Here is a 26,005-nt window from a genome sequence, read left to right on the forward strand (position 1 = left end):
GGCAATTGCAGATTGTAAGGTATTTTTTTTACAAGGCAGCTATTATAAACATCAATCTCCCAGTTAATAATGTAGCACCGCCAATACTTCGCATTTTGTTTGCGAAGTATTTGTTTTACTAAAAAAAAGATTTTTCATAAGCAAAAATACTTAAAAAAATTAACTTATATTTAAAGTGTCAAAATTCTGGTTATTTATTTCTAAAGTATTCCGGAAACAGGAGGGAATGTCAGAAAAACTAGATAAAAGGACTTACTGAGTAACCAGGTCATGACCCACCACATAATCGGTAAATTACTACAAGGGCGTTACCAAGTTGTCCAAAGCCTCGGTGCAGGGGTGTTTGGGCAAACATACATTGCTGTAGACGTAGATTATCCAGACAATCCCAAATGCGTTATTAAGCAGATTAAAGTTAGCAGTTCTGAATCCGGCTACTTGGAGATGCTGAGGTTACTGTTTCTGACTGAAACTGAAACCCTCAAGCTTCTGGGAAGCCATGACCAAATTCCTGAATTCATCGCCTGTTTTGAAGAAAACGAGCGATTTTATATAGTGCAAGAGTGTATTGAAGGACATGCGCTGACTGCGGAATTGCCCATCGAGCAACATTTCGGCTGTCTGTGGAGTGAGAGCGAAGTTGTAGAATTTTTGATAGATGTCTTAGGTATTCTAGAATTTGTTCACTCTCAAGGCGTTATCCATTGCGATATCAAGCCGGAAAACTTGATTAGACGTACTGTTGATAACAAGTTAGTTATGATTGACTTTGGCTCAATCCAGTCGATCGATTTTGGCATAGGTGCAGAATTGCCCATTTATAGAATTCCCGTCACTTCATTGGGATATATACCACCAGAGCAATTTATTGGTCAAACACAGCCCAATAGTGATATTTATGCTTTGGGTATGATTGCCATCCAGGCTTTAACAGGGCTAGAACCACTACAATTAAAAACCGATCCTTCTACTAATGAAATTTTTTGGCGTTCTCAAAACACGCCAGTTAACGATTATCTAGCTGCTGTTCTCAGCCAAATGATCCGTTATAATCACCAAGACCGCTTTCAGTCTGCCGGTGAAGTACTGCGGGTACTCAAACAAATAATCTGGGAACCTCAGCCATCAGAAATATTAGAGGGAGATTCTCAATTTTCTCTAGAAGTAGCGAAAAATCCTGCGTCTAAGAAATTATCCCCATTATTCACAGGAATGAAAGTAGGGCTGGCAGCTAATTCTTTATTAATGGGATTTGGTGTATATTCTTTAGTTAATACTGCACCTGCATATTCAGAAACAGATACATTATATAAAGCAACAAAAGAATATCAAGCAGGGGATTTGGAACAAGCGATCGCACTTGCTAAATCAATTCCTTCTCACAGCAATGTTTATCCAGAAGCACAAGCCACAATTGAAGAATGGCAAGAGCAATGGCAAGTAGCTGCACAGCAATACGAAATAGCACAATTAGCTTTTCAGGAGGGCAGATGGTCAGATGTTCTTCATGCTGCTGCAAAAGTTCCCAAGATTTTATATTGGCAATCTAAAACAGATAAAATAGTTCAGAAAGCATCTGTAAACATTGAATTACAGACACAAAGTTTATTAGCAAAAGCTTACGAAAGAGCTGCTGACAAAGATTTTTCTGCTGCCTTACAATATCTGCGTCAAATTCCTCAAGAAAGTCATGCAGGTGCTTTAGTTCAAGATAAGTTAGCTGAATATAATCGAAAGCGGCAGATTAGAGCAGCCTACTTTTTACAGAAAGCTTATAAAAAAGCATCTATTGGCGATTTTGATCGGGCTGTAAAATTCCTCCGAAATATTCCCAACGATACTCTAGTTTATTCTCAAGCTCAAGTCAAATTAAATGAGTATACTCAAAAACAACGCGTACTGACTGACAATCAAAAGATAGCTTCTGCAAAAAGAACAAATTTATTCGTCCCTAAAAATTCAGTTACTAAGGTTGAATATCTTCAAGGAGTAAATTACCTTCAAGAGGTTAATATTCGGTAGGTTTCGTAATTCGTAATCATGCTCTTTAGGAGATGCCGCACGTAGCTTGCGATGGGACAAGGGGAATAACCCGTGCCCAATGCCTTCTACTTTTTACCAAGGAACTACACCGTTTTCATCAAAAAATCCTCCGCTAGAACCATCATTAGGTAGAGTAGCGAGTCTCACTGCTGCGAGCGCACCCTGCTCAACTGTGCGATATCCTTGATATTGATTAATGTCAGTTGCTGTAAAACCAGGATCGGCAGCATTGATTTTAATTGGGGTATCTTTAAGTTCGGCAGCCAATAAAACTGTGATTGCATTTACTGCTGTCTTGGATGAGTTATAAGCAAGAAGCTTAAAATCAGCGAATTCATAATTTGGATCGGAGTTCTGAGTCAGAGAAGCTAAACCACTTGATAAATTCACTATTCGCCCTGCTTTTGATTTCTTTAAAAGCGGCAATAACGTTTTTGTAACTGCAAACACTCCAAATACATTCGTTTCATAAGTATGTCGTAGTGTTTCAATATCAACTTGACTAGGTAGAAGGCGTAGTTTACCGCCGTAGGCATCGCCATCACTTACTATTCCAACATTGTTCACAAGGATATCAAGTTTTCCGAATTCGCTCTCGATTTGTTTAGCCGCAGAGTCGATTGTTTTTTAGTCGCTCACATCAAGTTGAATTGTTCGGGCATCGATCTGGCTAAAACGAAGTTTATTCGCCGCTTCTTCACCACGTCCTATATCTCTTGAACCAACAATAACAGTAGCACCTCTAGAACCTAATTGGTGGGCAATCTCATACCCAATACCTTTGTTTGCGCCTGCGTTCAGCGCAACTTTGTCTTTTAAATCTTCTGACATATTGCTTCTCTATTTTGATTGACACTGACAACTGTTACTATCTTTGAGCAAGTTTAGTATACAAGTAATATGTATCAATACAACATTCAAGAGTAATTGCAATACAGTTCGGTTAAAGAGAAAAGGGAAAAAGGTGAATTCAAACCTTTACCCCTTACCCTTTGCCCTTTCCCCAAACCACAACGGATATGAAAAGTGCTTATCCAAACCGTATTGAGAGTGATTGGCTGTCATGTTTGCACCAGTAGTAATTCACACTTCAGATAGCTGTTGAGAAAATAGTTGCAGCGTAAAGTAACAATTGACTCAAAAATTCTTGCAGAAGGTAGATATGCAAACCAAACAGCTTGGTAATTCGGAGCTTAACATTACCCCAATCGGCTTTGGTGCTTGGGCGATTGGTGGAGGTGGATGGGCTTTTGGTTGGGGAGAGCAAGATGACCAAGAATCGATCGCTGCGATTAATCGCGCTCTTGACCTCGGCGTTAATTGGATTGACACCGCAGCTATTTATGGTTTAGGGCATTCTGAAGAGGTTGTTGCTAAGGCGCTCAAAGGTCGATCTAGTCGCCCTTACATTTTCACGAAATGCTCAATGATCTGGGATGAGAAGGGCGAAATTGGTCGCAGTCTGAAAGCGGATTCTGTGCGGCGGGAGGTTGAAGCCAGTCTGCGCCGACTCGAAATTGAAACCATCGACCTCTACCAAATCCACTGGCCAAACCCTGACTCAGAAATTGAAGAAGGCTGGACAACTTTGGCCAAGCTTAAGGATGAGGGTAAGGTTCGCTATATCGGAGTTTCCAATTTCAATGTCGAACAGTTGAAACGTATCCAAGAGATTGCACCAGTTACGTCATTGCAACCGCCTTATTCGCTGGTGAAGCCTGATGTCGAAAAGGAGATTCTGCCTTTTTGTAAGGAAAATAACATAGGTGTGATTGTTTATTCACCTATGCAATCTGGTTTGCTCACAGGAAAGATGACACCTGAGCGAGTTGCTAATTTCCCAGATAATGATTGGCGCAAAAACAGTAGTGAATTTCAGGAGCCACGTCTATCTCGTAACCTGAAGCTAGTCGAGGTGTTGCAACACATTGGTAAACAACACGATCGCTCTCCAGGTGAAGTTGCGATCGCTTGGACTTTAAATAATCCGGCGGTGACTGCGGCGATCGTTGGCGGACGCAATCCCAAGCAGGTAGAAGGAATCATTGGCGCTGGAGATTTTCGCCTCAATCAGCAAGAACTAAATGATATTGATACTTTCCTGCGCGAGAATCCATAAAATCTCTGGTGGAAAACCTCATAAACCCCACGACTTTAGCCGGGGGTTTATTCATACTTTTATTTTGTCGCTACGCCGATAATATGAGGACTAACAATTGGCAATTGTGCATCAAATCGCTCATAATGAATGCTACTAAAACCAGCATTTCCTAATGCTATCCAAGTTTCTCTATCTGGATGACAACCATCACCTATTGCTTTCCAAATTGGACTAACTGTGTTTTGTAGTTGTCGCAATAAACTTCCTTGAGGTGCGGCGACATGTTCAATAAATAAGAAGCGTCCACCTGGTTTAAGTACTCTTAAAATTGCCTGCAATGTATAATCTATATTCGGCACAGAGCATAAAACTAATGTACTAACAACAGTATCTATACTATTATCTTCGGCATCTAACCATTCAGCATTACCAATGCGGAGGTCAATATTTAAATCCAGTTTTTCTGCTTGTTTTTGGAGAGAGGAATGCGTATGTGAGTTTGGCTCGATTCCTATCCAATGGATATCTTTAGGATAGTAGGGTAGGTTAGCGCCTGCTCTTGGGCCAATTTCTAACACTTTACCTTGGAGATTAGCAAAAAGAGAACGTTTGCGATCGCTGACAATTTTATCGTATTTGCTAGTGCTTGAAGCCATCATCCAGGCAAAAAAATGTTTACCAACGTTTGCAAAAATATTATTTTTTGAATCTCCAATAATTTGGTTTACAGTCATTATCTACTTCCTAATTTTTGAGCCTAGAAATTGGGGTGCTAAACAACCATTTGATAGCCTCAAGGTACAATACTTTATGTTTGTTGTACCTCACCCATTAGACTCACCTGATAGGATGAATTTAATTAACGTATTACGCGTAGCAGACTGACCGTAAGATATCACAGAAAGGACAAAAGGATAGAGGTGTTTATATATATGACGATGAGCGATGCCTACGGTGGTCACTGAGCGTAGCCGAAGTGGGGCTTTGCCTACGCTATGGTTATACAATTTTGGCTAATTATAGCCAGAGATTTTTGAATAGCCGCTTTGATTTTACTACCTAGCGCAGAGTATCCTCATTTCAAATCAAAATTGGCGGGTCTTGGATAATAGCATGGGGGATGCTTGCGGTTTTTGCTAGCCTACGCAATTTGCTGTGGCTCACCTCCAAAAAGTTTCTGGCCCCATTTGCCAACAAGTTAAAGAGATAGCTGCTTCCTATTTTAAGTATCCGTGAGAAAGCTAATATAACTGTGGATGTTATAATCTAAAGTGAGTTTTGCAAAACAGCTTTTATTGAACTCTAATCGCTCTCATGAAGTACGAGATACCAAATGACAGCCGTAATAACTTAAATTATACGACGAATATAGGACTAGTATTTGATTTTTGAAAAACTTAGCACAACTTCAAGAGGTTTCTTTACTGCTCCCTGTTCCCTCCCTACACAAATAATTTTAGAAATCAAACCGAATTCCTATAGCGACAGAAAAATTAACTGAAAACAATTGTTTCATCCAAGAAAAACTATGAGCTTTAAACTTCAAGCTTTGCAACTTCCAACTCTCCAAAAAAAATCCGAAGGGCCAATTGTAATTGCCTGGCAGAAATTTCTTTTAGATTATGACTTCCCTATTGCTGCCGTTGATGGTGATTTTGGGAATATTACAGCTCAAGCAACTCGTGATTATCAGACTAGTAATGCTTTAACAGTAACGGGAATTGTCGATACTGCTACTTATAAAAAAGCGCTAGAGCAAGGTTTTGCAATTTATTTCGCTATCTATACCAATTCCGGGAAAAAATTATTAACCTATCTGAACTTTGGAGAAAATGAGGTCAAAGATTTACAAAAAAGTTTAACAGCGATCGGTCGTTTGAATCCTCCATTAGTAGCTGATGGGGATTTTGGTCCCAACAGTACAAAAGGACTAGCCGAAACTTATAAAATAAGAGACATCAATTTTCGAGCCGAATTAGCTCAACAGCTTTCTAATACAACAAAAACTAAGCTTGGGATTGATTTGGAGTTGGCTTTAGACAACATAACTGAATACGCCAAAAAATTAAGACAACGACTGAGTGGAAAAGCCTGGGTTAATTTTTTCCCAGACAGCGACTTAATTGATGATTTAGCTTCTCCCTTCCGTCAAAAAGTACAAGCTTTTGAGCAAGCCTTAAAAAATGCCGGAGCTAGTATTGATATCTCTTCAGTATTTCGCCCATCAGAACGGGCTTATTTAATGCACTACGCTTTCCGTATTAGTAATAATGAAATTGCTGCCAAAGATGTTCCACCGATGCCTAATGTAGATATTAATTGGCTACATTACACCAATGCTGGTTCTGTCCAAGCTGCTAAAGAAATGGTGTCTGCTTATAATATTGCTTTTCGACCTGTTCTTACCTCTCGTCATACCCAAAGATTAGCAATTGATTGGGAAATTACTTGGTCAGGAACCTTAAAGATCAAAAACGCTAGTGGAACGATAGTTAGTATCGATCAGCCACGAACGAGTTATGAAAATTCTACTTTATGGCAGGTTGGGCGTTCTTACGGTGTGATTAAATTATCTAGCGATCGCCCCCACTGGTCTAATGATGGACATTAATGGCTAGCGGAACCGCATATATGGAGAACGCAGTTCTAGACTTCAAAGTAGAATGACTTGAGAAAAATTCCAGATGGAGCAAGGAAAACTCCGCCAAGGCTCCAGAATAACTCTTTGTGGGGGATTTCTATTTGCGTCTCCCAATCTCTGCATATTTTTTGAGTACGGTAAACCGTATTTGCTCGTTAGTTCACAAAGATTAATTAAATTGTTAAGTTTAGTTACATAAATAAGTAAAAAAAAGCTGCAAACATTGCTAAATGGGAAAAATTATGAGAAACGGTAGTATACTTGAAGATCGAGACAAGCTGAACAACTTTGCCTTACCGTTAGCGAGTCTTCTCCCAAAGAGAGATGCAAGGGCTAACGAGCATCCTGAGCCTTAAAGCCCGTCGTAGACATTGCTCAGATGCGAATATACCAGCATTTTTGACCAGTCTTTAATCAAGTTTCTCAAAGCGTTAAGGGAAATAAGGAACAGGGGAAGCAGGGGAAAACCAATGCTCCATGCCCCATACCCTATGCCCAATTTTCAAGTTAGTTTTCATTATTTAAGGATTGGTAACATTTATGGGAATTAAAGAACAGCCTAAGTCACCTCGGTTTCGGATCGTTGCTAATATATTACTGGCAGTATCAGGACTATTCCTGCTGTTAAATTTATTTTTGCCTGGTTTATTTGCTTCTGGCCCTACTGGTGTTCCTTATAGCCTATTTATTCATCAAGTACAGGAAGGGGAAGTCAGCCGTGTTTCCGTTGGCCAAAACCAGATTATCTACCAATTAAAAGCAGAAAATGCCGAGCCGGCTCAAGTGTTTGCAACGACACCAATCTTTGATTTAGAGTTACCCAAACTTCTAGAAGAAAAGGGAGTTGAGTTCGCTGCGACACCGCCACCCAAGAATACTTGGTTTACAACTCTCTTAAGTTGGGTGATTCCACCACTGATTTTTATTGGTATTTGGCAGTTCTTTATCGCCCGTGGTGGCGGTGGCGGTGGTCCTCAAGGTGCGCTTTCCATTGGTAAGAGCAAAGCTAAGGTTTACGTTGAAGGCGAATCCGCGAAAATCACCTTTGCAGATGTGGCTGGGGTAGAAGAAGCAAAAACTGAGTTAGTAGAAATTGTAGATTTCCTCAAGACTCCGGCACGGTTTACACAAATTGGCGCTAGGATTCCCAAAGGTGTGTTGTTAGTTGGTCCTCCAGGTACTGGTAAGACACTGTTAGCGAAAGCCGTAGCAGGAGAAGCAGGAGTTCCATTTTTCAGCATCTCTGGTTCCGAATTTGTAGAATTGTTTGTCGGTGTAGGTTCTTCCAGAGTGCGGGATTTATTTGAGCAGGCCAAAAAACAAGCTCCCTGTATTGTATTCATTGATGAATTAGATGCGATTGGTAAGTCTCGTAGCAGTAACGGCTTCTACGGTGGTAACGATGAGCGCGAACAAACCCTCAACCAATTACTAACTGAGATGGATGGGTTTGCAGCTGGGGATGCAACGGTGATTGTACTAGCAGCTACCAACCGTCCCGAAACCCTAGACCCGGCATTGCTGCGTCCAGGTCGCTTTGACCGCCAAGTGTTGGTAGACCGTCCCGATTTATCTGGTCGTGAAGCAATTCTCAAGATTCACGCTCAAAAGGTAAAATTAGGAGATGATGTAAATTTAAAAGCGATCGCTACTCGTACTCCCGGTTTTGCTGGTGCAGATTTGGCAAACTTGGTAAACGAAGCCGCATTATTGGCAGCGCGCAATCTGCGTGAAAAGGTTGCTCAAGAAGACTTTGCCGAAGCAATTGAGCGGGTAGTTGCCGGTTTAGAGAAGAAGAGTCGCGTGATGAACGAGACTGAGAAAAAGATTGTTGCATACCATGAAGTTGGTCACGCAATGGTCGGGGCGCTCACAACCGGAAACGGTCGTGTAGAAAAGATTTCGATTATTCCTCGTGGGATGGCAGCTTTGGGCTACACTCTGCAATTACCAACTGAAGACCGCTTTTTGATGAATGAAGCAGAATTGCGGGGTCAGATTGCAACCTTGTTAGGTGGACGTTCCGCTGAAGAGATTGTGTTTAACAGTATTACTACAGGTGCTTCCAACGATTTGCAACGAGCAACTGACTTGGCAGAACGGATGGTAACAGCTTATGGTATGAGCAAAGTCTTAGGGCCATTAGCTTATCAACAAGGACAACAAGCAGCATTCCTGGGTAATGGTGGTGCTAATCCCCGGCGGGCGGTAAGTGAAGACACATCCAAAGCCATTGATAGCGAAGTCAAGGAAATCGTAGAAACAGCCCACGAACAAGCCCTAGAGATTCTCAGACGGAATCGAGACTTGCTAGAAGCGATCGCTACTCAACTCTTAGAAACAGAGGTCATTGAAGGCGAAAAACTGCACGATTTGTTGAGTCAAGTTAAACCCGTAGCTAATTCGTAATACTTCGGCTACGCTCAGTACAAGTTCGTAATTCGTAATTCATACATAGAGGGACGCAGAAGATAACTTTGCGTCCCTCTGCGTTAAACCTCTGCGTTCCTTTGCGTTTCAGAAATCCCACTTATCGCAATACAAATACCAGCCAGGAAAAATGCCAATGCACCCCCAACAGCACCAACAAAAGGTGTTATTACTTGCAGTTGGGGAAATATAATGCCAAACAAACTCATTGCTAAAGCAAATCCACCAAAATACATCCCGATTCCTAATCCCGCCCACCGCTGGGGTACTAACCCTAAAGCAAAAGGAATTGCCCCGTTGACAATTAAACTAAAGCTCGCAATGATTAACACAATTATTGGAATTTGTGCGCCCAGAGATATCATTATCAATAACGAAGGAATGATTGCACAGATCCCACAAAGCATTGCTTGACGATTACCAATTTTAACGGCGAAAATTCCCGCTGGTATGCTGGCAATTGCGATCGCTATTCCAATCCATACCATTTGCATATCAATATTATCAGTATTCAGTTGGGCTTTCAGCACTTTGCCCAAGACATCCATGAGAAATCGGATACCCCACGCTACACCAAAACCAGTTCCTAAAATCAAAGCCAATTTTTCTAAGGGCAACTTTACTGTTTCTGCTTGGTGTCTATCCACTGGTACTTCTGGAGGATTGACTAAGCGAAACACGGCTGCCGCTCCCAGCATCACAAAAGAACCGATCGCAAAAGTATAAACTGGGCCTAAACTCAGAATAAACTTGTAGCTTATTGGTTTAAAAGCTCCAATCACACCGCCTGTTAAAGTGACAAAACTTGCTGTTAAAGGTAACTGGGCTGGTTTCGAATACATCCCCAACAGGCACATAGCTGGAGAGCGAAATATTGTCATTGCCAATGCCCAAGCTACCAATACTATAGGTAAGAGCGATCGCATCACAGTAGTAGGCGGGATTAAACTTACAACGCATGGTATGGCAATAAACAAAGCCGATGCGAGAATCATACCTACTGAGATAAAAGGAAACCGAGTTCCTACCCAGCGCCTAGCTTGGTCTGAAAGTCCGCCCATCAGTGGTTCCAGCACCGCACCCAAGGCATTTTCGACTAGCACCAAACCAACTGCCAGTGAAGCAGGAAAACCAAACTGAGTCAAAAGTTGCGGTAAATAGATATTATAAATTAACCACGAGAGCGTAATTGCTCCCTGCACAGCTGCCAACACCCAAACTTGCACCCATAAAATATTCAGATGAGATTTCGAGGTAGTCAAGTCGCTTCGCTCCAATTAAAAATTAAAAATTATTAATTAAAAATTTCAAGACGCTCTCTAAGAAGACGCTGCGCCTAGCTTGCTTCTTTGCAGGAGTACGTGGCCTCGCTAACACTACGCTATCTATCATTGTTAGCTCTGTACCAAAATTAATTAATTAAAAATAGAATAATTTTTAATTTTTAACTTTTAATTTTAAAAAGGTCATCAGGAGATGAGATGTGGGGACTTAAACCGCAAACTCGCTCTGCTCACGGCAGAAGAAGAGGGGAAAAGGGAAAAGGTTAAAGGGAAAAGGACAGATATTCTCCTTTCCCCTTTCACCCTTCCCCTTTAACCCTTCCTTGTGCCTTCTGCCTCCTGCCTCTCTTGTTAATACTCTGGGACTGAAGGATCGATTTCTCGACTCCAAGCGGTAATTCCGCCTTTAACATTCGTCCCGACAATTCCGGCTTCCTTGAGAATAGCTAGGGCTTTTGCCGATCGCCCACCCATCTTACAATGAGCAATTAAGCGGTGGCCGTTCAATATTTCCTTCACCTTAGCAACACCATTCCCATTTTCAATGTCTGGTAAGGGCACCAACACTGAACCCGGAATCTTGGCAATGTCGTACTCATGGGGGTTACGGACATCCAGCAGTACAAAATCCTTCGCACCGCTATCCAGCAACTCTTTCAAATCCTTGACGGTCATTTCTTGACTTTCCATCTGCTGTTTTGCCTCCTCTGCCTTAGCTTGTGGAATCCCGCAGAATTCTTCGTAGTCTATCAGCTTTTCAATTACTGGGCGAATCGGGTTCGGACGCAGCTTTAACTCCCGAAATTTCATATCCAAGGCGTTGTATAGCAGTAATCGCCCGCTGAGAGTGTTGCCTTGTCCCAGAATGATTTTAACAGCTTCGGTTGCTTGGATTAAACCAATAATTCCTGGCAAAATTCCCAATACGCCACCTTCTGCACAAGAAGGAACCATGCCTGGTGGTGGTGGTTCTGGGAAAAGATCACGATAATTCGGGCCACCTTCGTAATTAAATACAGTAGCTTGCCCTTCAAAGCGTAAAATTGAACCGTAGACGTTGGGCTTATTCAGCAATACGCAGGCGTCGTTAACTAGATATCTGGTGGGGAAGTTATCAGTACCATCCACGACGATATCGTAAGGTTGAATCAGCTCCAGGGCGTTTTCGGAAGTCAGACGAGTTTCGTATAAATCAACCTGACAATAGGGGTTAATCTCGTGAATTCGGTTTTTTGCCGATTCAATCTTGGGTTTACCTACCCAGGATGTCCCGTGAATTACTTGGCGTTGCAGATTAGAAGTATCGACAACATCAAAATCGACAATTCCGATGCGTCCAACACCCGCCGCCGCCAAATATAAAAGTAGTGGTGAACCGAGTCCGCCTGTACCGATACACATTACACTAGCGGCTTTCAGGCGCTTCTGTCCTTCTAGTCCTACTTCCGGTAAAATCAGGTGTCGGGAGTAGCGTTCGTAATCGTCTTTAGTCAACTGGATTTCGTCCAGATTGGGATTGAGCATAGCAGTTATGATGTGGGAAAGCGGAATATTAATCCTATCGAAAAACTGGATCTTATTAGGAGTGGGAAAAATGAATTTTCATTTGTGATAGCGGCGAAAACAGCTATGAGTGACTGTCTTTAAACTAAGTCAGTTATTTTATATTTTCAATTTTCTCTGCTTGAAACTGATGAGTATCATCAAGGCTCCAACTTTTGAGTTCTCCAGCTTTGCCGTTTTGGACGGAAACTATTATATACGAGTATCCCTGCCAAGCGTATAGGCGATCGCATTCTGAGGGTATAGCAGGATGATCTGGATGGGAGTGAAAAATGCCGATAATGTTCAATGAGCGATCGCGAGCTTCCCTTTGTGTTTTTAACATAATTTCGGGTGCGATCGTATATTGCCGTCTTTTACTTTCTGTTGTGCGTCCTCCTGGAAACTCAGCAGCCGCTTCTGTATTCCAAGCATTTTCTGTTGGCATGACTTCTACCACAGTTTTGCCCTCATTAGCCAGATAGCCCAAAATTATACCACAGCACTCATCTGGATAGGTGCTTTCGGCATGGGTGCGGATGGTTTGCAAGTGTTCTTGGCTAAGTTTGATCATGTCTGCGTTTGTAATTTTAGCAACTTCTAACAATTCTTGCTGAATGCGTATGCTAGCAAAAACCGCAGGCGTTTGCGTACCACTCCATTGCGTTCGCCCTTGGCGTTCCCGTTGGCGCAGCCTCTCGTAGAGAAGGGTACGAAGCGAAGCAATCCCAGTCTTTGCGATTGCTTCGCTTCACTAGCAATGACAATTGGGCATTTTTTTACTTGGAGTATTCTTACCAAGGTATCGCAGCCTTCAAAAAGAAAAATATGTATTTTTTATAACTCCTTCAAACATTTGCTTATTGCTTTCTTCTTGCCTAGAAACGAGAAGAATATGAAGAATATACAAAGCTCAGTAATTGTATATACATTTATCCATTACTAATGTGAAGAGTATGTAAAGCTACGTATATAAATATAGACATCTAAGTAGGATATTAAATATGTAGTTATTTTGAGGTTATTCAAACGTTTTATATTTTTAAGCTAGCAGGACTTAAGCGCTGGCAAAAAACCAAATATAAAGGGCGAATTTTAGGCATTCACTTGTCAGATTTTTTGATGATTGTTCAGTGATTTCTATTGAACAAAGACGATCAAAAAGTTTTAAATGGCAGATTGTCTAAATTCACACACTCATTAATTGTACAGTGCTTAAGATTTAGATAGTTTGAGACTCTTAAAAAAGTATATGTAAAAGCCTTGGAATAGGGTCAATATTCGAGAAATATTACTGTTAGGTCGAGGATGACGTATAAATGATACCGAAAACGTCAAATTTCGGTGAATTTTGGTGCATGGAAATCATACAAACAGCAGATTGAGAACTGAAGTTACTAAAAAAATCGATTTAGGTAGGTAAAAGTTATGGCAGATATCATTGGAAGCAACGACGATGATACCCTACAGGGTACTTCTAATGACGCGGATACAATTAAGGGCCTTGCAGGCAACGATACCATATATCCTAACGGTGGCAAAGACACCTTAAGTGGTGGAGACGGCAACGATAAATTCGTCTACTACTACTACAACTACACCAACAACAACAACAACAACAATACTGCGATAATCACTGATTTTGGTGGTGTAGGTAAAGGGACAAACCTAACAGCAGCAGTCATTGCCGAAGTGGATACCCTAGAATTCCAGGGCACTGGTGCTATAGCCCAAAATTTGTTGTTGACCCAAAAAGGCAACAATCTGGAAATCAGCTTTGCAGGGGATGCTTATATAACGAGGTTTTTTGATGTCCCAGTTATCCTGCAAAACTTTGCTCTGGAAAACCTGGATAACCTCAGCAAATCTACAGGTGCCACTGTAGACTTGGGCAATATCTTATTTGATGGAGAAACTAGCACTATAGATAGCTTTGATGTCTTCAATGCTAACTCTACTCAAAGCACTATCTTCAACTTGAATACAGTCACTTTTCTTAACGACCTCAACAATAATGTTAGCGGCTTTGAGAACTCAAATGATGTCATCAATGGTCAAGGCGGGGATGACCTCATTGACGGCTTAAGTGGCAACGACATACTCAGAGGTGGTGCGGGCAATGACTCCCTCATTGGTGGTGTCGGGAATGATACTCTCGTTGGTGGTGTCGGGAATGACTCCCTCACAGGCAATGATAGTCTCGTTGGTGGTGCGGGCAATGATATCTTGAATGTCGAATTTTCAACAGGCGATAACACCCTCAACGGTGGGGTTGGTGACGATGTTTTGAATGCTGGGGCAACATCTGGCAATAACTTACTCTCTGGGGGCGATGGCAATGATTATCTCTCTACCTCTAACGTTTATAGTGGCGTCAGTGGATACATCTATTACCCCTCCTCAAGTAATAATACCCTCGATGGTGGCGCTGGTGATGACACCTTGAATGCTGAGTCTCCATCTGGCAATAACTTACTCTCTGGGGGAGATGGCAATGATTCTCTCTCTACTTCTGGCATTTATACTTATAGAGGGGAGCCTAATTTTAGCTCATCAGGCAATAACACTCTCAACGGTGGTGCTGGTGACGATACCTTGAATGCTGGCAATTCAACAGGCAATAACTTGCTCTCTGGGGGAGATGGCAATGATTCTCTTGACATCTCTGGCGATGTCACACCCTTCGACAATTTTTTAACCTCCTCAGGCAATAACACCCTCAATGGTGGTGCTGGTGACGATACATTGCGTGCTGAGTATTCAACAAACAATAACTTCTTCTCTGGGGGCGATGGCAATGATTTTTTCTATTTAAAAACGACATCCCCAGAGACTGCCCCCTCTGATTTAGCAACTCAAACGGTAGATGGGGGTATAGGTGACGATTTGTTGTCTGTAGATTATACGTTAGCTACAGAAGGGATTACAACGACATTCAATGCTACTACTAACATTGGAGAAGTTACAGCAGGTACTTATCGGGTTAGCTACAAGGATATCGAAGGATTAAATATCTCCGGTACAGCCTACGACGACAATATTGTGGGGAGCAATGGCAACGATACGCTCTCTACGGGCAATGGTGGCAAAGATACAATCGATGGAGGTCAGGGTGAAGATGTGTTGTCCGTCTATTACAGCAATTCTCCAGGTGGAATCAGAACGACATTCAATGCCACTACTAACATTGGAGAAGTTACAGCAGGCACAAATCGGGTTAGCTACAAGAATATCGAACAATTAAATATTTCAGGTACAGCCTACGATGACGATATTGTGGGGAACAGTGGGAACGATACACTCTCTGGGGGCTATGGTGGCAAGGATACGATTGATGGAGGACAGGGTGACGATGTGTTGTCTGTCGATTACAGCAATTACAACAGTGTTTCTGGGGGGATTACAACGATATTCAATGCCTCTACTAACATTGGAGCTATTACGGCAGGCACGAATCGGGTTAGCTACAAAAATATCGAGCGATTAAATATCTCAGGTACATATTACGATGACAACATTGTTGGTAACAGTGGTAATGATACGCTTTTTGGGGGCTATGGTGGAAATGATAGGATTATTGGCGGTGTCGGTAATGATATCCTGACAGGTGGAAATGGTAACGACACTCTAACTGGTGGCGCGGACAATGATAAATTCGTTTACAACTTATTAGAGAGCAGTTTTGACACTAGCACTGATATCATCACCGATTTCGGTGGCAGTGGTAAAGGCTCAAATCTCTCAGCGAGCGTGATTGCCTCTTTAGATACCTTGCAATTTATCGGTAGTAGCTTCACTGCTCAAAATCTGCAACTAACTCAAAATGGTAGCAACTTAGAAATCACCTTTGAAAATGTCCCTAATAGCAAAGTCATTCTCCAAAACTTCAAATTAGAAAACCTGGATAATCTGCCAGCAACTTCTTCACAACCAGCTATTGGCAATATCCTGTTTGATGGACAAACCAGCATCACTGACAGTTTTGATGTGTTTGATGCTAATTCCATTCAAACTAGCCTTTTCAACAGGAATACTGTTACCTTCCTCAATGACCTTGATAATAATATAACGGGTTTTGACAACTCCAATGATGTTATCAATGGTCAAGGGGGTGACGACATCATCGACGGCAAAAGTGGTAATGACCTTTTAAGAGGTGGTGCCGGAAATGATACTCTCATTGGTGGTGAAGGAAATGATACTCTCATTGGTGGTGAGGGAAATGATATCCTTGATGGTGGCACTGGTGACGATCGCTTGAATGCTAGCGGTTCAACAGGCAATAATATTCTCAATGGAGGATCTGGTAACGATAGTTTGAATGCTGGTAGTTCAACAGGCGATAACCTGCTCTTTGGGGGCGATGGCAATGATTCTCTTGATATCTCTGTCGGCTACTACACCAACTACTCCGTCCCAGACTCTCGCTCTTCAGGTAATAACACCCTTGATGGTGGCAGTGGTGACGATAGCTTGGGTGCTAGCGGTTCAACAGGCGATAACCTGCTCAATGGTGGTGATGGCAATGATTCTCTGGATATCTCTGGCGGCTACTACACCAACTACTACATCACAGACTCTCGCTCTTTAGGTAATAATACCCTCAATGGAGGTGGAGGTAGCGATCGCTTGAATGCTGGCGGTTCAAAAGGTGATAACCTGCTCTCTGGAGGCGATGGCAATGACTCTCTTGACATCTCTGGCAGCTACGACTCATATCCTGGTGACAACCGCGACTTTCGCTCTTTAGGCAATAATACCCTCAATGGAGGTGCAGGCGACGATCGCTTGAATGCTGGCGGTTCAACAGGTGATAACTTGCTCTCTGGAGGTGATGGCAATGATTCTCTTGACATTTCTGGTAACTCTTACTCCAGCACTGACTCTCGTTCAACAGGCAATAATACCCTAGAAGGTGGTGCAGGTAATGATAGCTTGAGTGCTGGCGGTTCAAAAGGTGATAACCTACTCTCTGGAGGCGATGGCAATGATTCTCTTGACATCTCTGGTGAGTATAACAATTACTACGGCTCCTTCTACGACTCTCGTTCATCTGGCAATAATACCCTAGAAGGTGGTGCAGGTAGCGATCGCTTGAGTGCTGGCGGTTCAACAGGTGATAACCTGCTCTCTGGGGGCGATGGTAGTGACACTCTTACAGCTTATGACGCCTCTGGTAAGAATATCCTCACAGGTGGTAATGGCAATGACTATCTCACAGGCGGTAATGGTAATGATAGCCTAATTGGAGGATCTGGTACTGATACCTTTGTTTTCAATAGTTTCAATGAAGGTGTCGATCAACTTTATGACTTCAACGCAACTAATGAATTGATTCAAGTATCGGCTACTGGTTTTGGTGGCGGGTTATCAACAGGTTCACTTCAGACAAGTCAGTTTACAATCGGAACATCTGCAACGACAAGCAATCAACGATTTATCTATGACAATATTACAGGGGCGCTGTATTTTGACCTGGATGGCAGTGCAGGTACATTTTCTCAGTTAAAATTTGCACAACTATCTGGTGGTGTGACACTAACTGAAAATAACTTTGCAGTAGTTTAATCTTTAATTGGTAAGGATTGCAAGGTGCTTTTGTAAGTACCTTGCATTCGATTGCTGAATGCAATTACTGTTAACAGAGGTTCTCAATTTTTGACATGAGTGTATATGGTTTGCAGGTGTTATTGCTAAATTTGATTATGTGTGCATTCGTAATTTTAATAGCCTCTAGTGATTCTTGCAGAGATATCATATATTGCCAAACGTAAAGGTAAATTTTCTAGAAGTTTACTCATCCTCAGATTTGACATATAAAGTATGCCGAAAATGTCAAACTTCGATGAGCTTTTGTGACTGAAAACCGCACAAACAGCAAATTGAGAACTGAAGTTACTGAAAAAATAAATTTAGGTAGGTAAAAGTTATGGCAAATATCAATGGTACTAAGGGGAATGATATCTTGAATGTTGATTTTTCAACAGACGATAATATCCTCAACGGTAACGCTGGTGACGATACAGTAAGTGCTGGGGCTTCAAAAGGCAATAACTTACTCTCTGGGGACGATGGCAATGATTCTCTTGACACCTCCTACGTTTCTACTGAAGAAGGATACAGCTTTACTGGCTCTTCAGGCAATAACACCCTCAACGGTGGTGCTGGTAACGATACTTTGCGTGCTGACTCTCCAGAAGGCAATAACTTACTTTTCGGGGATGATGGCAATGATTATCTCTCCACCTCTGGCTTTAATCCTTATAGACCGTACTTTAGTTTTAACTCTTCAGGCAATCACACCCTCAACGGTGGTGCTGGTGACGATACTTTGCGTGCTGAGTTTTCAACAGGCAATAACTTGCTCTCTGGGGAGGATGGCAATGATTCTCTTGATATCTCTGGCGATTTCGTCCTGTTCGGCACTAGTGCAGGGAATTTTTACGCCTCCTCAGGTAATAACACCCTCAACGGTGGTGGTGGTGACGATATATTCCGTGCTCAGTATTCAACAGGCAATAACTTATTTTCTGGGGGCAATGGCAATGATTCCTTCTATCTAACCAGCTTATCCTTAGATACTGCCACCTCCTCTTTAGTGACTCAAACTGTAGATGGGGATGAGGGTCAGGATTTGTTATACGTCGATTACAGCTTGGCTACTTTGACTAAATCTACGAATACAATCTTGACAAGAGGTGACGATTTGTTATCCGTCGATTACACCTTATCTACAGAAGGGATAATTTCGACTTTCAATCCTACTACCAACATTGGAGAAATTACAGCGGGCACATATCGAGTTAGCTACAAGGATATCGAAGGATTAAATATCTCAGGTACTATCTACGATGACAACATTGTGGGGAGCAATGGGAAAGATACGCTCTCTGGGGGGTATGGTGGCAAAGATACAATTGATGGGGGAGCAGGTGACGATGTGTTGTCCGTTGATTACACCTACGGCAATGCTACAGAGGGTATTACAACAACATTCAATGCCACTACAAACAAGGGATCAATTACGACGGGCACATATCGGGTTGACTACAAGAATATCGAACAATTAAATATTTTAGGTACAGCTTACGACGACAACATTGTTGGCAATAATGGAAACGATACGCTCTCTACGGGCTATGGTGGCAAAGATACAATTGATGGGGGAGTGGGTGACGATGTATTGTCCGTTTATTACATGTTCAATGCCAATGTTACAGAGGGAATCACAACGACATTCAATGCCGCTACTAACACTGGCTCAATTACGTTGGGCACAGTTCAGGTTAACTACAAGAACATCGAACGATTAAATATCTCAGGTACAGCTTACGACGAAAACATTCTGGGGAACAGTGGGAACGATACGCTCTCCGGGAGCAATGGCAAAGATACGATTATTGGCGGTGTAGGTAATGATATCTTGGCAGGTGGGAGTGGGGAGGACACCCTAACTGGTGGTGTGGGCAATGATAAATTTGTTTATAGCTTCAGCGACAGCTACTATGACGGCACTAACACTGATATTATTACCGATTTCGGTGGCTTAGGTAAAGGTTCAAATCCCTCAGCAACCGAGATTGCATCCTTAGACACTTTGCAATTTATAGGTTTCACTGTTGAAAATCTTCAATTAACTCAAAATAGTAACAACTTAGAAATTACTTTTGAAGGTTTCAGTAATGACAGCAAAGTTATTCTGCAAAACTTCAAGTTAGAAAACCTGGATAATCTGCCAGCAACTTCTTCACGACCAGCTATTGGCAATATCCTGTTTGATGGACAAACCAGCATCAGCGACAGTTTTGATGTGTTTGATGCTGATTCCACTCAAACTACAGTGTTCAACAGGAACACTGTTACTTTCCTGAATGACCTGGATAACAACATTACGGGTTTTGACAACTCTAATGATGTCATCAATGGTCAGGGGGGTGACGACATCATCGACGGCTTGAGTGGTAATGACCTGCTCAGAGGTGGTGCGGGAAATAATACCTTAGAAGGAGGTATTGGTGACGATACCTTGAGTGCTATCAGTTCAACAGGCGATAACCTGCTCTTTGGGGACGATGGTAATGATTCTCTTGATATCTCTGGCAGGATATTCAGCGACAAATCTAACAGATTCGGCAATTTTGACTCTCGCTCATTAGGCAATAATACTCTCAATGGAGGTGCAGGTAACGATACCTTGAATGCTAGCGGTTCAAAAGGTGATAACCTACTCTCTGGGGGCGATGGTAATGATTCCCTTGATATTTCTGGCAGCTACAGTTCCTCCTTCCCTGGCTACTCCTACGACTCTCGCTCCTTGGGGAATAACACCCTAGAAGGAGGTACGGGTGACGATCGCTTGAGTGCCGGTGGTTCAAAAGGCGATAACCTGCTTTTTGGGGGTGATGGCAATGATGAGCTTGATATCTTTGGCTCTTACAGCTACAACTACGGCGAATCCAAGAACTCCCGATCGGAGGGCAATAACACCCTAGACGGAGGTGGGGGTGACGATCGCTTGAAAGTTGCTGGTTTAACAGGTGATAACCTGCTCTCTGGAGGCGATGGCAATGATGAGCTTGATATCTCTGGTGACTACTACAGCTCCAACTCTAACGACTACTCAGACTCTCGATCATCTGGTAATAATACTCTAGAAGGAGGCGCTGGTGACGATCGCTTGAGCTTTAGCAGTTCAACAGGTGATAACCTTCTGTCTGGGGGCGATGGCAATGATTCCTTCAATCTAATCGCTAATTCCATAAATACTGACCTGTCTGATTTAGTGACTCAAACGGTAAATGGGGGTAATGGTAATGATTCGTTGTTCACCAATTATTACTTTGCTGCTGAGGGAATTATTTCGACGTTCAATGCTACTACTAACACTGGCTCAATTACGGCGGGCTTGTATCGAGTTAACTACAACAATATCGAACAATTAAATATCTCAGGTACGAGCTATGATGACAATATTGTTGGCAGCAATGGCAATGATATTCTTATTGGTATAGAGGGTAATGACAGCCTAATTGGAGGGGATGGGACTGATACCTTTGGTTTCTATAATTACAATGGGGGCGTTGACACTATTTATGACTTCAACGCCACTAATGAATTAATTCAGGTATATGCTAGTGGTTTTGGTGGCGGGTTATCAAAAGGTTCGCTTCAGACAAGTGAGTTTACCATTGGAACATCTGCAACGATAACCAATCAACGATTTATCTACGATTTTAATACAGGTGCATTGTCTTTTGACCAGGACGGCAGTTCATCTGCGTTTACTCAGGTAAAATTTGCCCAACTATCTGCTGGACTGTCACTAACTGAAAAGAATTTTGTGCTTGTTTAATCGTAATTAGATTTTCTCATCGTTAAGCTACACGGGTTGCGAGGTGCTTACAAAAGCACCTCGCATTTGATTGCTCAATGTAATTACTCTTAACAAAGAGTAGCTGTTGGGTTTTATTTCTCAACTTTCGATATGAGTCTGGATGGTTTGCAGGTGTTATTGGTTAAATTTGATTATGTCTGCGTTTTTAATTTTAATAGCCTATAGTGAATACTGTTATGGGTAGGCTAGCAAAAACCGCAGGCATAGAAACTCATTAGCCTTAAAGTAGTAACAACAACTTTTTGTGGAATTGCGATCGCGAGACGATGAATGCTCTAATCAATTTACTGCTTTTTTTGCTGCCGATTCTGAGTAGCTTTTGGATTGCCCAAACTTTCAACCCTCTATCTTCTTATCAGCCTCTCCAAGCTGTAGACGGGGCAGCTTTATATAAAAAACAATTAACGAATGGTAACGAAGCATATTTACAAGTTATCGATCTAGGCAAAATGCACATAGACCAAATTATCGGAGAGGTAGATAATATGGGTCTAAATGAAGGAAAATATTATCAAGGAGAAGGTAAATATTACAGCCCTTTTTTCCAAAATAAATTGTTTTCTGATGTTGCAGACGAATATCAAAAACTTTACGCAAACAACGTTTTTTCAATGATTAATTGTTCTTTTTTTGAACAATATCAATCTAGTACTCAATTATCCTTTCCGCTTAAACTTAATGGTGTAGTCATCACTGGTGGCACTAGCCCTTATGGGCCAATCAAGGAACCAAAAAATAAATATTATAATAATATTCGCCTCAAGACTTTAGTCTGGGATGATAAGCAGGCATATATTACCGATTACAACCAAGCTAGTGGTGCGCCTCTTAACCAAAAAGCAGTGAAGAATGCGATCGTCACTTATCGATATAGCGATCATCCGGCGAAAGTATTAGCCCAAAACCAAGCGAATAAGTATCAAGTCATCGGTACTCTGAACAAAGATGGTGTTAAAGGTGACGAGTTGTTATTGATTATGACAGTGAACCAAGCAACTCTGGATGAGGCAGCCGATTTATTACGTAAATTAGGAGTCAAAGGCGATATCATTACCGTTGACGGCGGCAGATCAACTTATTTGTTCAATTCCCAGAAGGGAAATATTATTGTTCCCCAACTGTCTAATCTGCAAGAAAATCCTACTTTCCGACATTTACCTCATTATCTAGGATTCCGTAAGAAAAGTAAAAATCAGGTTGCGCCAAAAATCTCAATTAGTCAGCCAGTTGGTAAGGTACTTCCAAAGAAGGATCAACCTTTTTTAATATTGTGGCGGGATAATTTTGATGGTGATGTCTCGATTAAGTTGTACGATGGGAACAAACTTATCCAAAACATTTCTTCCCGTACTGCTAGCGATGGAGTTTATGAGTGGAAACCACGTATTTCCGTAAAAGAAGGCTATTTTATTCGTATTTCTAGCTGGAAAGACCGGAATATTTTCGGGCAGTTGCAATTGTAGCAGAATGGGAAAATGAAATGGGTAACTAGCTAAACGCAAACCTCTCAACAAGGTTGACGGTGTGGCATTGATCGGAATTGTTATCGTTTCTCACAGTAAACAACTAGCTTTGGGTGTGCGGGAACTCGCCGCGCAGATGGTTCAAGGCCAAGTTCCCATTGCTGTTGCAGCAGGTATTGAAGATTCGGAAAATCCATTGGGTACAGATCCAATTCAGGTTTATGAGGCGATCGCTTCTGTTTTTTCTGATGATGGTGTCTTGGTATTAATGGATTTGGGTAGTGCTTTGCTGAGTGCGGAAATGGCAATCGAGTTTCTGCCAGAAGCACAGCAGCAGAAAGTATATTTGTGTGAAGCACCTCTAGTAGAAGGGGCGATCGCTGCTGTAGTAGCGGCGGCGGCTGGTAGAGATATTCACCAAGTTATGGCGGAAGCACGCGGCGCACTCCTCGCCAAAGCAACTCAATTGGGTGTAGTTAGTAGGCCATTGTCTGTTGTCAGCCCAATAAAAACCAATATAGAATCGCCAACGCGAGAAATTCGGCTGATTGTGAGCAATCGCTTAGGATTACACGCCCGCCCCGCCGCCCAGTTTGTAGCAACAGCAGCCCGGTTTCAATCTCAAATTCTGGTACGGAATTTAACGAGAAATACTGAGCTAGTCAGGGGTGACAGTATTAACCAAGTCACAACTTTAGGGGTGCGTCAAGGACACGAACTGCTGATTACTGCCACTGGTTCTGATGCAGATGAGGCGCTGGCAGCATTGCAGGGATTATTCGCCAATAACTTTGGTGAAGATAATGTTGCCTTAAATTCTCCACCAGCACACCATGAAGTTACACCAACAACTTATGGCGAACTTTCGGGGATTGCAGCTTCTCCAGGAGTAGCGATCGCACCTGTTGTTCGTTATCAACCCACTCACATTGTCATTACGGAATACCACGTAGATAATCCTGATATAGAGTGGCAAAGATTACAGGCAGCAATTAATACTGCCCGACAAGAAATTCAAGCAGTTTTTTCACAAGCATCTCTGCAAATTGGCGATGCTGAAGCCGCCATCTTTGATGCCCAATTACTATTTTTAGAAGATCCAGTAATGTTGGAAGCGGCTCATCAGCGCATTTTAGACAACCATATAAATGCTGAAGCCGCTTGGCAAGCTGTAGTCGATGAAGTAGCGACTTCCTACCGCGCACTTGAGGATTCTTATCTGCAAGAGCGAGTTGACGATGTTGTAGATGTCGGGCGAAGAGTGCTGCGATTACTAGCTGGGAATGCTGCGGCTAACTTGCATCTTGAGTCACCAGCGATTTTAGTGGCGACTGATTTAACCCCCTCAGATACGGCTGGGCTAGATCCGACAAAGGTGTTGGGAATCTGTACAACTTCTGGTAGCGCCACCTCCCACAGTGCCATTATCGCCCGGACGTTGGGTATTCCGGCAGTTTTGGGAGTGGATGCCCAGGTGTTGCACTTGGCTGATGGTACATTGATGGCACTTGATGGTGAAAGTGGCAGAGCTTGGGTAGAGCCAGAATCAGATATCTTGGATTTACTCGCAGCAAAGCAAGAAGCTTGGCAAACTGCCCAACAGGAAGCACGAGCTACGGCACATAAGCCAGCGATTACTCGTGATGGTCGGCAAGTTAGCGTCTTTGCGAATATTGGTAGTATAAATGATGTGCAAGTTGCTGTGGCTAGCGGTGCAGAAGGTGTGGGATTACTCCGCACTGAGTTTCTGTATTTAGACCGAACCAGTGCCCCGACTGAAGAAGAACAATTATTAGTGTATCAAGCGATCGCCCAAGTTTTAGATAATCGTCCGCTAATTATTCGTACTTTAGATGTCGGTGGTGATAAGCCGCTTCCTTATATCAAAGTAGGGTTTCCAGAAGCTAACCCTTTTTTGGGTTGGCGGGGAATTCGTTTTTGTTTAGATCGTCCAGAACTCTTCAAAACTCAGTTACGGGCAATTTTGAGAGCTAGTGTTGGACACCAAATTAAAATCATGTTGCCAATGATTGCGACGGTAACTGAAGTACGTGCAGCTAAGGTAATTTTGGGCGAAGTGCAGGCTGAACTAAATCAAGCTGGTATCGCCTTTGATACAGCGATGAAAGTAGGAATTATGGTGGAGGTTCCGTCAGCAGTTGCGATCGCCGATCGGTTAGCTGCTGAAGTAGACTTCTTTAGTATAGGCACTAACGACCTGAGTCAGTACGTCATGGCTAGCGATCGCACTAATCCCCGCGTGGCAAATTTGGTTGATGCACTACATCCAGCCATATTGCGAATGGTGCAGCAAACTGTCCAAGCTGCCCATACGGCGGGGATTTCGGTAGGATTATGTGGAGAATTGGCAGCAGATACTTTAGCAACACCAATTTTATTAGGTTTAGGGTTGGATGAGTTAAGCGTAAATCCTCAAAGTATACCTGGAGTAAAACAGGCGATCGCTCGGTTAAGTATAGTTGAAAGTGAAGCGATCGTGGCATCAGCATTACAACAAGATTCCGCAGAGCATGTTAGAGAACTAATCTCAACTTCAATTACTCCCCCTGTATAATTAATTCGTAATTAATAATGAAGTTGGGAGAACGTCATTACGAATTACGAACTTGTACTGAGCGTAGCCGAAGTATTACGAATTAGTTAAAATCTTATTCCCAATTGCCCGTTAAAGCCACGAATAGTATTGTAACCAGCACCAACAAAAACGTTATTAGTAGCACCTACCTGAACGCCACCGGAAACTGCAACACCTTTATCCTCTGAATAAAGTCCAATTCCTACATAAGGTGAAATTACAGGCAAATTGATAAATTTTAAAACATCTACTCCCGTAGCACCATCAGCGCCAGTTCCCACTTCAACCCCGAAATTCAAAGCCCTAGCTCCGACAGCATAAGTTATATCACCGTCTTTTCCACCGACTGAAACCCAAGGTTGTGGTATCAGTTGAGCCGATGCTGGACTTGGGGCAAACAAAGTTAACAAACCTATAGATGTAATTAATGTTTTAGCAATAATCGCTATTTTCACAGTGTTCTCCGATTAATTGTTTTTACGATTTATACCAATTCTTTATGAAGACGCATA

General features: G+C 42.3%; 13 protein-coding genes and 1 pseudogene. 8 read left to right on the plus strand and 6 right to left on the minus strand.

Going from position 1 to position 26,005, the window contains the following annotated elements; all coding sequences use genetic code 11:
* The first annotated feature begins 270 nt into the window (after positions 1-270).
* Positions 271-2,022, plus strand: coding sequence for a serine/threonine-protein kinase (locus tag V7K53_RS06045; protein ID WP_335196707.1), 1,752 nt, complete (start codon positions 271-273; stop codon positions 2,020-2,022).
* A gap of 93 nt (positions 2,023-2,115) precedes the next feature.
* Here the strand turns inward: V7K53_RS06045 and V7K53_RS06050 are convergent.
* Positions 2,116-2,874 (minus strand): annotated as a pseudogene (locus V7K53_RS06050) (SDR family oxidoreductase).
* A gap of 331 nt (positions 2,875-3,205) precedes the next feature.
* Here V7K53_RS06050 and V7K53_RS06055 point away from each other — a divergent pair.
* Positions 3,206-4,162 carry an aldo/keto reductase gene (locus tag V7K53_RS06055; RefSeq protein WP_335196708.1) on the plus strand — a complete coding sequence of 319 codons (957 nt, stop codon included), beginning with the start codon at positions 3,206-3,208 and terminating at the stop codon, positions 4,160-4,162.
* A gap of 59 nt (positions 4,163-4,221) precedes the next feature.
* Here the strand turns inward: V7K53_RS06055 and V7K53_RS06060 are convergent, their stop codons facing one another.
* Positions 4,222-4,878 carry a class I SAM-dependent methyltransferase gene (locus tag V7K53_RS06060; RefSeq protein ID WP_335196709.1) on the minus strand — a complete coding sequence of 219 codons (657 nt, stop codon included), beginning with the start codon at positions 4,876-4,878 and terminating at the stop codon, positions 4,222-4,224.
* 794 nt (positions 4,879-5,672) lie between these two features.
* Between V7K53_RS06060 and V7K53_RS06065 the strand changes: the two genes are divergently transcribed.
* Positions 5,673-6,755 (plus strand): peptidoglycan-binding domain-containing protein, encoded by a 1,083-nt coding sequence (locus V7K53_RS06065; RefSeq protein WP_335196710.1) that lies wholly within the window; start codon positions 5,673-5,675, stop codon positions 6,753-6,755.
* 570 nt (positions 6,756-7,325) lie between these two features.
* Positions 7,326-9,194, plus strand: coding sequence for an ATP-dependent zinc metalloprotease FtsH4 (ftsH4, locus tag V7K53_RS06070; RefSeq protein WP_335196711.1), 1,869 nt, complete (start codon positions 7,326-7,328; stop codon positions 9,192-9,194).
* A gap of 83 nt (positions 9,195-9,277) precedes the next feature.
* Here ftsH4 and V7K53_RS06075 read toward each other — a convergent pair whose 3' ends face one another.
* The 3 genes from V7K53_RS06075 to V7K53_RS06085 all read right to left on the minus strand — a co-directional run bounded on the left by V7K53_RS06075 (position 9,278) and on the right by V7K53_RS06085 (position 12,614).
* Positions 9,278-10,477 carry an MFS transporter gene (locus tag V7K53_RS06075; RefSeq protein ID WP_335196712.1) on the minus strand — a complete coding sequence of 400 codons (1,200 nt, stop codon included), beginning with the start codon at positions 10,475-10,477 and terminating at the stop codon, positions 9,278-9,280.
* 372 nt (positions 10,478-10,849) lie between these two features.
* Complete coding sequence (moeB, locus tag V7K53_RS06080) at positions 10,850-12,022, minus strand: molybdopterin-synthase adenylyltransferase MoeB (protein ID WP_335196713.1); 1,173 nt, start codon at positions 12,020-12,022, stop codon at positions 10,850-10,852.
* Positions 12,023-12,155: 133 nt separating this feature from the next.
* Positions 12,156-12,614: a M67 family metallopeptidase gene (locus tag V7K53_RS06085; protein ID WP_335196714.1), complete on the minus strand. Its 459-nt coding sequence runs from the start codon at positions 12,612-12,614 to the stop codon at positions 12,156-12,158.
* Positions 12,615-13,468: 854 nt separating this feature from the next.
* On the opposite strand from V7K53_RS06085, the gene V7K53_RS06090 reads away from it, so the two are divergent.
* The 4 genes from V7K53_RS06090 (at position 13,469) to ptsP (ending at position 25,472) form a co-directional block, all read left to right on the plus strand.
* A complete protein-coding gene (locus V7K53_RS06090) occupies positions 13,469-17,608 on the plus strand; it encodes a beta strand repeat-containing protein (RefSeq protein WP_335196715.1) in 4,140 nt (1,379 codons plus the stop codon).
* 361 nt (positions 17,609-17,969) lie between these two features.
* Positions 17,970-21,392, plus strand: a complete 3,423-nt coding sequence (locus V7K53_RS06095; RefSeq protein ID WP_335196716.1) for a beta strand repeat-containing protein — start codon at positions 17,970-17,972, stop codon at positions 21,390-21,392.
* A gap of 308 nt (positions 21,393-21,700) precedes the next feature.
* Entirely contained in the window at positions 21,701-22,897 is a 1,197-nt protein-coding gene (locus V7K53_RS06100) for a hypothetical protein (RefSeq protein ID WP_335196717.1), read from the plus strand.
* Positions 22,898-22,964: 67 nt separating this feature from the next.
* Positions 22,965-25,472, plus strand: a complete 2,508-nt coding sequence (gene ptsP, locus V7K53_RS06105) for a phosphoenolpyruvate--protein phosphotransferase (RefSeq protein ID WP_335196748.1) — start codon at positions 22,965-22,967, stop codon at positions 25,470-25,472.
* 86 nt (positions 25,473-25,558) lie between these two features.
* On the opposite strand, the gene V7K53_RS06110 is transcribed toward ptsP, so the two are convergent.
* Positions 25,559-25,948: a hypothetical protein gene (locus V7K53_RS06110; protein WP_335196718.1), complete on the minus strand. Its 390-nt coding sequence runs from the start codon at positions 25,946-25,948 to the stop codon at positions 25,559-25,561.
* Between the last annotated feature and the right edge of the window lie 57 nt (positions 25,949-26,005).

This window comes from Nostoc sp., assembly GCF_036917355.1.
Lineage (GTDB): Bacteria > Cyanobacteriota > Cyanobacteriia > Cyanobacteriales > Nostocaceae > Nostoc.

Excerpts from the sequence above, each read along its gene's own strand:
- V7K53_RS06045 (WP_335196707.1), top strand. The coding sequence starts at position 271 with ATGACCCACCACATAATCGGTAAATTACTACAAGGGCGTTACCAAGTT.
- V7K53_RS06055 (WP_335196708.1), top strand. The coding sequence starts at position 3,206 with ATGCAAACCAAACAGCTTGGTAATTCGGAGCTTAACATTACCCCAATC.
- V7K53_RS06060 (WP_335196709.1), bottom strand. The coding sequence starts at position 4,878 with ATGACTGTAAACCAAATTATTGGAGATTCAAAAAATAATATTTTTGCA.
- V7K53_RS06065 (WP_335196710.1), top strand. The coding sequence starts at position 5,673 with ATGAGCTTTAAACTTCAAGCTTTGCAACTTCCAACTCTCCAAAAAAAA.
- ftsH4 (WP_335196711.1), top strand. The coding sequence starts at position 7,326 with ATGGGAATTAAAGAACAGCCTAAGTCACCTCGGTTTCGGATCGTTGCT.
- moeB (WP_335196713.1), bottom strand. The coding sequence starts at position 12,022 with ATGCTCAATCCCAATCTGGACGAAATCCAGTTGACTAAAGACGATTAC.
- V7K53_RS06085 (WP_335196714.1), bottom strand. The coding sequence starts at position 12,614 with ATGATCAAACTTAGCCAAGAACACTTGCAAACCATCCGCACCCATGCC.
- V7K53_RS06090 (WP_335196715.1), top strand. The coding sequence starts at position 13,469 with ATGGCAGATATCATTGGAAGCAACGACGATGATACCCTACAGGGTACT.
- V7K53_RS06095 (WP_335196716.1), top strand. The coding sequence starts at position 17,970 with ATGGCAAATATCAATGGTACTAAGGGGAATGATATCTTGAATGTTGAT.
- V7K53_RS06100 (WP_335196717.1), top strand. The coding sequence starts at position 21,701 with ATGAATGCTCTAATCAATTTACTGCTTTTTTTGCTGCCGATTCTGAGT.